Annotated in this window: 1 protein-coding gene and 1 pseudogene; one reads left to right on the top strand and one right to left on the bottom strand. The window is 57.6% G+C overall.

Annotated elements, in window-relative coordinates:
- Positions 1-150 (top strand): annotated as a pseudogene (locus JKL46_RS36200) (BAX inhibitor (BI)-1/YccA family protein); the annotation flags it as partial.
- Positions 151-290: 140 nt separating this feature from the next.
- Here JKL46_RS36200 and JKL46_RS35300 read toward each other — a convergent pair.
- The coding region (locus tag JKL46_RS35300; RefSeq protein WP_210381560.1) for a hypothetical protein at positions 291-549 on the bottom strand (259 nt) is incomplete at its 5' end.

The raw sequence follows: 549 nt of genomic DNA, 5'->3' as shown, positions 1-549 counted from the left end.
ACCCAGAAGCTGAAGGAGATGTACCTGTACGGCAATTTCGACTCCGAGACTGCCTCAAAGGCCTCCGTGTTCGGCGCTCTGACGCTCTATCTCGACTTCATCAACATGTTCCAGTTCCTCCTCGCACTGGTGGGCAACCGCAACCAGTGAGGATGAACGGAGCGAAGCTTCGCGAAGCCCCGACCGAAAGGCCGGGGCTTTTCTTTTGCCCGTTTGAGACGCTCGCCAAACGTCTTGCATTGGTGTCGCGCGCACGCCGCCAGCCAGCAACCAGCCGGCCCTCACCGCCATCAGTGGATTTTCAAGCCAACCAAAGGATCGACGTAGTCGGCGATGCCAAGCAGCAGGACGAACATTGTGCAGGTGAACCCGAGGAATAGAGCAACGATTGAAAGAGCTTGCATAGCACCACCCCAGCGTGTGGATTGGATGATGCCGTTCCCAATGCCTGGGGGCAATGGTTCCGGCGGTATTATTGATCCGGCTCGGGTGCTCTTGAAATCCGCGTTCGTCGGCCCAAGTCGGCGGGATGAAGCATATAGACATGCG

The organism is Microvirga zambiensis WSM3693 (genome assembly GCF_016735695.1).
Taxonomy (GTDB): Bacteria; Pseudomonadota; Alphaproteobacteria; order Rhizobiales; family Beijerinckiaceae; genus Microvirga; species Microvirga zambiensis.
Note: the sequence above shows the minus strand (reverse complement) of the source record. Positions and strands in the feature narration are given on the sequence as shown.